This is a genomic window from Pseudomonas sp. GW821-FHT11G12 (assembly GCF_058808055.1).
The window spans coordinates 477,822-484,443 of the sequence record NZ_JBXARH010000004.1 but is presented as its reverse complement, the minus strand read 5'-3'; the positions used below and the strand labels follow the sequence as shown (position 1 = coordinate 484,443).

The following is a 6,622-nucleotide window of genomic DNA, read 5'->3' as shown; positions in this document are numbered from 1 at the left end:
GTACTGCGCAAGAAGTTGCGCAGTACTGCGCAACTTCTTGCGCACTTGGCTGGAGGCCATGAGCGGCGTGGCTTGCAGCGGTTTTAAGGGGTGTTTTATTACGTACAACTGCGCAACTTCTTGCGCAGTATGGCCAAACGCCGCTTCGTCGCCTTACCGAGTCAGCACGGTGAGGCATTCTTCTATCGAACGCTGCTGCGTCTCGGCATACAACCTCAATTCATCGATGGTTGAACGCCCCAAAGCTTGTTCGAACGCCTGACGATTGGAGTGCTCGCCATAGTGCGTCTGCGCCGCATCCCCCAGGTTTGACTGAAAAATCCCCGCCGCACTGACCGGCAGGAAATCTTCGTACACCAGCGGCTCGGCTTTCACGTACCCATCGCGTAACAACGCTTGCAGCGAAACATCAGCGGGACGACTCGCCTCAAGCCCTTTGTCTGTCACGAAATAACGGAAGTACGCCAACTCCTGCTCGCGCATGCCCTCGAGGCTGTCAGGGAATTCGCCGAAGTGCTGAGTCATCAGCGCGTTGTAGCGTGAGGCGTTGGCTTCGTTGGGGAAATCGCCCAATTCATCGCGTGCCGCATTCAGCAGGCGGTCGTACAGCGCCCGGCCCTTGGGGGTCAGCGCCGCACCCCGTTGTTCGATTTCGCCGAACCGGGCGCTGTGGCTGCCGCGAGTTTGCGTCTGGTCGGTGAAGGCGATCGGCTCGTCCAGCGCCTTGAAACTGGTCTGACGCAGCAGGATCGGATGCTGCCGGCGCGGTGGCCCTTCGATCACCGCTTTGGGTGTGATGCCGTGCAGCGGCATCTTTGCCTGAACGATGTCGATGTCCAGCGTACGCGGTGTCAGGTGGTTGATGTGCGGGCCCTTGAACGCGACGACATCGGCGATCAAACGATGCTGGGCGCTGAGCGTCTGGTATTGCGCGGCGGTGACGGTGGCGCTGTGGTGCCAGCGAAAAGTCTCCAGCGCTTGCAGGACAAATTCCCCGGCCTCGGATTCATTCAACCCGCCAGCGGCTTCAGCCTGCTCGATCAGACGCAACGCGGTTGGGGTGAAGATCGAACGCTGATCCAGCACCGATTGCGCGAAGGCCCGCAGCTCGGGGTCTTCAATCAACTCAAGTCGCAGCAACGAAGTGAACACCCGGAACGGGCTGACCTGTAGCGCATCTTCATGCACCGCGCGGAACGCCGTGGAGTGCACAGGCACTCCGGCAGGGGTCAGGTCGTAATAACCCACGGGTTGCATGCCCATCACCGCAAACAGGCGGGCGAGGGTGGCCAGTTCGGTCGCGGTGCCAACGCGGATTGCGCCATGGCGCTCCATGTCCAGCCGTTCGATTTCGCCGGTGCTGTGCAGTTGACGGGCGATCTGCGGCTCGCGCGACAGCACGTCGAGGTTGGTCTGTTCCACCAGTTCCATCAAGGCGCCATACAGCGGCACTTCTTCGCGGTACATGTCGGACATCGCTTTGGAGAAGCGTTGGCGGATCAGGTCGGGGCTGACGAAAGGCTGCACGGTCATGAAAAAAATTCCTGGCACGGTCACGTAAAGGATGGGGGAAAAGATCGCAGCCTTCGCCGACGCGGGCAAACGAAGAATCCTACGAACTTCATTCTGCCAACGACTGATCGTTTACCTGTCCTGACGCGAGTTCTCCCCCAGAAACTCCCGATACAAACGCGCCGTGTTCGATGGCTGCTCGACCATCGGCATGTGACCGACGCCGTCCCACACATCGACCCGCAGATTGGCGATGCCCTTGCTCCAGACCGGCACGCTGCTGACATCGATCAACCGGTCCTTGCGGCCCCAGAGCAACAGCCCCGGGCATTTGATGTCTGGGAGTTTCGGCTCCATTGGCGGACTGGCGCGGAAATCCCGGAAGATCTCTTCCAGTTCATCCCGGCGTTGTTCGTAGCGCTGGGCGATGGCATCCAGCACCAGCCCCGGTACCCAGGGCGGCGAGGCCATGGTCATCGCATAGAAGCGTCGGAATTCTTCCCGGGAATTGATCAAAAACGGATTGTGCCCACGTGCCAGATGGCGCTCCATGTCGCTGGGCTCCGGTGCCGTGACGCCGGCCGGGTCGATCAAGGCCACCGAAGCGATGCGATCGGGGTAGGTCGCCGCCAGCCACGCGGCGATGTAACCGCCCATGGAGTTGCCGATCACATGGACTTTCTCGACCCCGCAGACGTCGAGCAACTGGATCATGCGCTTGGCCTGCACCGCGATGTCGTAGCCACCCCCCGCCTTGAAGCCGGTTTCGCCGTGGCCGGCCAGGTCCGGAATGATCACTCGATACTGACTGACGAAATGCCGGGCGAAGCGCAGCCACAGGTTCTTTTCCGCGCTGTAGCCATGCAGCATCAGAATGCTGCTCGACGCTTCATAGGGCCCGCCTTGCCAGGTCGACACGGTCATTTCGGCAATCGGTACTTCAATCTTGTGCAACCGGTACAGCTTGGCCTCCAGGGCCGCGCTCAGGTCGTAGAGCCAGTGGCCGACCGCCGGGTAGCTCAACCAGCTCCAGGCCACGAAAACTGCGAGGGCGACAAACAGCAAGAGCATCGGACGTCTTCCTTGTTCAAGACAGAATGTGGTCGGCCGGTTTCAGCGCCCGGGTCAACCGGTGATAGCTGAAACTGAAGCCCGGGAACATTGCGATCACATGACCGCTCTTGCTTTGATACCAACTGTGGCAGCCGCCGGTTTTCCAGACCGTGCGCTCCATCTCCCGGTGAATCATCTGAGTGTAGGTACGTTCTGCTTCGGGGCGAACTTCGATGCTGCGCAGACCTTTGGCCTGCACGGTGCGGATGCAGTCGAGGATGTAGTTCATCTGCGATTCGATGATGAACAGCGCCGAGGTGTGGCCTATGCCGGTGTTCGGCCCGGTGACGATAAACAGGTTGGGAAAGTCCGGCAGGCTGGTGCCGAGGTAGGCGCGCGGGTATTGCGCCCAGACGTCGCGCAGTTGCACGGCGTTTTTTCCGCTGACCGGGTAGGAAATCACGCCGTCGGTGGCGTCGTAACCGGTCGACCACACGATCAGATCAACGTCGATGTGCTGGCCGTCCGTGGTGACGATGCCGGTTTCGTCGAGGCTGGCGATGCCTTGCTCGCGGCTGTGCAGCGTGACGTTGGGGCGGGTCAGCGCCGGGTAATAAGTGCTGGAGACCAACACCCGTTTGCAGCCGATGGTGAAGTCCGGCGTCAGTTTTCGCTGGAGTTCGGGATCCGTTACCTGGTGTTTGAGGAATTTCAGGGCCTGGTGCTGCACCATGTGAATCGCCGGTTTTGAATATTTGAAGGCGATGACCCGGGTTTCGAACTGCCAGTAGATCATCCAGCGCAACAGTTTGTAGGCCGGTTTCAAACCCAGCAGCCAACGCTGGAAGGGCCCGAATTTGCGGTCCGGTCGGGGCAGCACCCAATGCGGCGTGCGTTGAAAGACGTGCAGTCGCTCGACCTGCGGCGCAATCGTCGGTATCACCTGCGCCGCACTGGCGCCGCTGCCGACGATGGCCACGCGTTTACCGCGATAGTCGTAGCTGTGATCCCAACTGTTTGTATGAAAGGTCTTGCCCTGAAAGCGATCCTGTCCCGGGAAGTGTGGGACGACCGGTTGGCTCAATGGCCCGGTGGCGTTGATCAGGAACTGTGCGTAGAACGTGCCTTTGGTGCCGGTGTGTACGGCCCAACGTTTCTCGGTTTCGTCCCATTCGATGCGTTCGACGTTGGCTTGCAGTTCCACGCGGTCGCGCAGGCCGAAACGCTCGATCACATGTTCGGTGTAGTGATGCAGCTCGGCCTGTTCGGCGAACATCTGCGTCCAGGGGTAGGGCGCGAACGACAGTGAATACAGGGGCGACGGCACATCGACCGCCGCGCCGGGGTAAGTGTTCTGGCACCAGGTGCCGCCGAAAAAGTCCCGCCGCTCCAGCAAGCGAAAATCGTCGATGCCGGCCTTGAGCAAATTGATGGCCGCGCACTGGCCGCCAAACCCGCTGCCGATGATCAACACTTGATAGGTCTGCATGGGCCTCCTTCTTAGAGTCTTTTTTCCATTTTCTTCCTTTCATGTATAGCCAATCATTTGCCTGCTGTGTGATGGAAATGGCGGGGTATTCGGCCGCTGGCCGGTGATGGCTATTTAACGTTGCCCTGTTAGACTCCGAGCACATCCTTTTGCGGTGTACTCGAGGCCCTTATGGGAAGAACGGGAGGAAAGGGACTTTCACTGGCCAGGAGGCTTTACACATCGCGAACCCTCGGGTTGGTCCTGGGGCTTCTATGCGTGAGCGTTGCGATGCACCCGCTCGATCCGCCGACCTGGGTCTGGGCGCTGATGCTGTTCAACGGCCTGGTCTGGCCGCACCTCGCGTATCAATGGGCCCGACGGGCCAAGGTTCCGTACCACGCCGAACACCGCAACCTGCTGCTCGACGCCTTTCTCGGCGGCTTCTGGGTCGCCGCCATGCACTTCAATCCCTTGCCCAGTGCCACGACCATTTCAATGATGGCGATGAACAATGTCGCCATCGGTGGCCTGCGTTTTCTGCTGGCCGGGGCGGCGGCGCAGTTGCTTGGCGTCGGCGTCGGGCTGGTAGTGTTTGCCCCGGCCTTCATCCCCGCGACCTCTCCGGCGCAGCTCTATGCGTGCCTGCCGTTGTTGATGCTGTATCCGCTGGCGCTGGGCTGGATCTGCTTCCGCCAGGCCTACACCCTTGGCCTGCACAAGCGTGAATTGCTGGCGTTGAGCCGTACCGACAGCCTGACCGGTTTGCTCAATCACGGCGCCTGGAAGGATCAACTGGACATCGAATTCGAACGCAGCAAACGCCAGCAGACAGGCGCGGCAATTGCGCTGATCGACATCGACCATTTCAAGGCGATCAACGACACCTACGGCCATGTGGCCGGCGATATCGTCCTGCGTCAGTTGAGCAAGATGCTCAAGCAGAACCTGCGCATGGCCGATGTGGCGGGGCGCTACGGCGGCGACGAGTTTTGCGTGATCCTGCCGGACTTGCCGCTGTTCAACGCGGCGCAGGCCATGGAAGCCTTGCGTGAGCGTTTTTCCTTTCTGGTCTACGAACAGAACCCGGCGCTGAAAGTCAGCCTGAGCATTGGCCTGGCGGCACTCGATCCGGCTCACGGCGATGCAACGCGCTGGCTGAATGATGCCGATGAAGCGCTCTACGAAGCCAAGGCCAGCGGGCGCAACCGGGTGATCTGCTGCAACGATGACAAGCCGCGGCGCGAGGTATTCGATTCGGTTTGAACGGATTGGGTGTCGCATCCGGGATAGAGCCTTGGGGCGATGTCAGGTACGGTTCAGTACCCGACACGAAACAAGGATTGATTCATGACGTTCAAATTCCCTCGTTCTCTGCTGGCCGCCGGTCTCGGCCTGACCCTCTCTTTCGCAGCCGCTGGCGCCTTCGCCGAACCGCACAAACAGGTGCTGGCCGACGCCGAGCAATACAAACCCGAAGCCCTGAAATTGCTCGAGCGCCTGGTCAATATCGACTCCGGTTCCGGTGATGAAAAAGGCCTCAAACAAGTCAGTGACATCGCCATCGATGAGCTGAAAAAGCTTGGTGCAACCATTGAATTGGTGCCCAACACTCCGGAAAAAACCAACCACGTGCTCGCCACGCTCAAAGGCACCGGCAAGGCGAAAATCCTGCTGATGGCGCACATGGACACGGTGTTCAAGGAAGGCTCCGCCGCCGAGCGACCGTTCCACATCAAGGACGGCCGCGCCTACGGGCCGGGGGTGATGGACGACAAGGGCGGGATTGTCGCCGGCATCTATGCGCTGAAAACTCTGAAGAACCTCGACTTCAAGGACTACGCGCAAATCACCTTCCTGCTCGATGCCAGCGAAGAAACCGGTTCGGACGTCGCCACCGACCTGATCAAGAAAACCGCCAAACTTCACGACGTGACGCTCAACCTCGAGCCGGGGCGTCCGGCCGATGGTCTGGTGGTGTGGCGCAAGGGCAGTGCCACCGCACTGGTCGAGGTCAAGGGCAAGGCTGCTCACGCCGGCGTCGCGCCGGAACTGGGGCGCAACGCGGCGATGGAAGCGGCGCATCAGATCCTGCAACTGGGCAAACTCGGCGACGAAGCCAAGAAAACCACGATCAACTTCACCGTGCTCAAGGCCGGCGACCGCACCAACGTCATTCCGGATCAGGCCATGGCCAAGGCTGACGTGCGGGCGGCGGTGCCGGAAGAGTTCGACCGGATCGAGAAGGATCTGGCGCGGGTGTCGCAGGACAAGCTAATTCCCGATACCGAAGTGAAGACTTCGCTGCAACGCGGCTTGCCGCCGATGCCGCAGACGCCGGAGTCGGATCGTTTGATGGCGATGGCCCAAGGGATTTATGGCGAAATCGGCCGCAAGTTGACCGAAGAAGGCAGTGGCGGGGCGGCGGATGCGAGTCTGTCAGCCGGGGTGGGCACGCCGACGCTGGACGGGTTCGGGATTGTCGGCGGCAACATTCACACGCCGGAGGAATATGCGGAGGTGGAAAGCGTGGCGCCGCGGATTTATCTGTTGTCGCGGATGATTATGGAGTTGGCGAAGCAGTAACGG

The 6,622-nt window shown here is 60.6% G+C and carries 5 protein-coding genes; 2 read left to right on the top strand and 3 right to left on the bottom strand.

Annotated features, from left to right (window positions below; genetic code table 11):
* Positions 1 to 153: 153 nt before the first annotated feature.
* From hglS to AC1RR7_RS16280, 3 genes are all read right to left on the bottom strand, one after another.
* Positions 154 to 1,533, bottom strand: coding sequence for a 2-oxoadipate dioxygenase/decarboxylase HglS (gene hglS, locus AC1RR7_RS16290; RefSeq protein WP_493157987.1), 1,380 nt, complete (start codon positions 1,531 to 1,533; stop codon positions 154 to 156).
* A gap of 111 nt (positions 1,534 to 1,644) precedes the next feature.
* A complete protein-coding gene (locus AC1RR7_RS16285; RefSeq protein WP_102619566.1) occupies positions 1,645 to 2,583 on the bottom strand; it encodes an alpha/beta fold hydrolase in 939 nt (312 codons plus the stop codon).
* A 16-nt stretch (positions 2,584 to 2,599) separates the two neighbouring features.
* Entirely contained in the window at positions 2,600 to 4,054 is a 1,455-nt protein-coding gene (locus AC1RR7_RS16280; protein ID WP_493066067.1) for a flavin-containing monooxygenase, read from the bottom strand.
* A 171-nt stretch (positions 4,055 to 4,225) separates the two neighbouring features.
* On the opposite strand from AC1RR7_RS16280, the gene AC1RR7_RS16275 reads away from it, so the two are divergent.
* Both AC1RR7_RS16275 and AC1RR7_RS16270 read left to right on the top strand, forming a co-directional pair.
* The gene (locus AC1RR7_RS16275; RefSeq protein WP_493157986.1) at positions 4,226 to 5,299 is read left to right on the top strand and encodes a diguanylate cyclase; all 1,074 of its coding nucleotides are present in this window, start codon (positions 4,226 to 4,228) and stop codon (positions 5,297 to 5,299) included.
* Positions 5,300 to 5,383: 84 nt separating this feature from the next.
* Positions 5,384 to 6,619, top strand: coding sequence for a M20/M25/M40 family metallo-hydrolase (locus AC1RR7_RS16270; RefSeq protein ID WP_493157985.1), 1,236 nt, complete (start codon positions 5,384 to 5,386; stop codon positions 6,617 to 6,619).
* Positions 6,620 to 6,622: the final 3 nt, after the last annotated feature.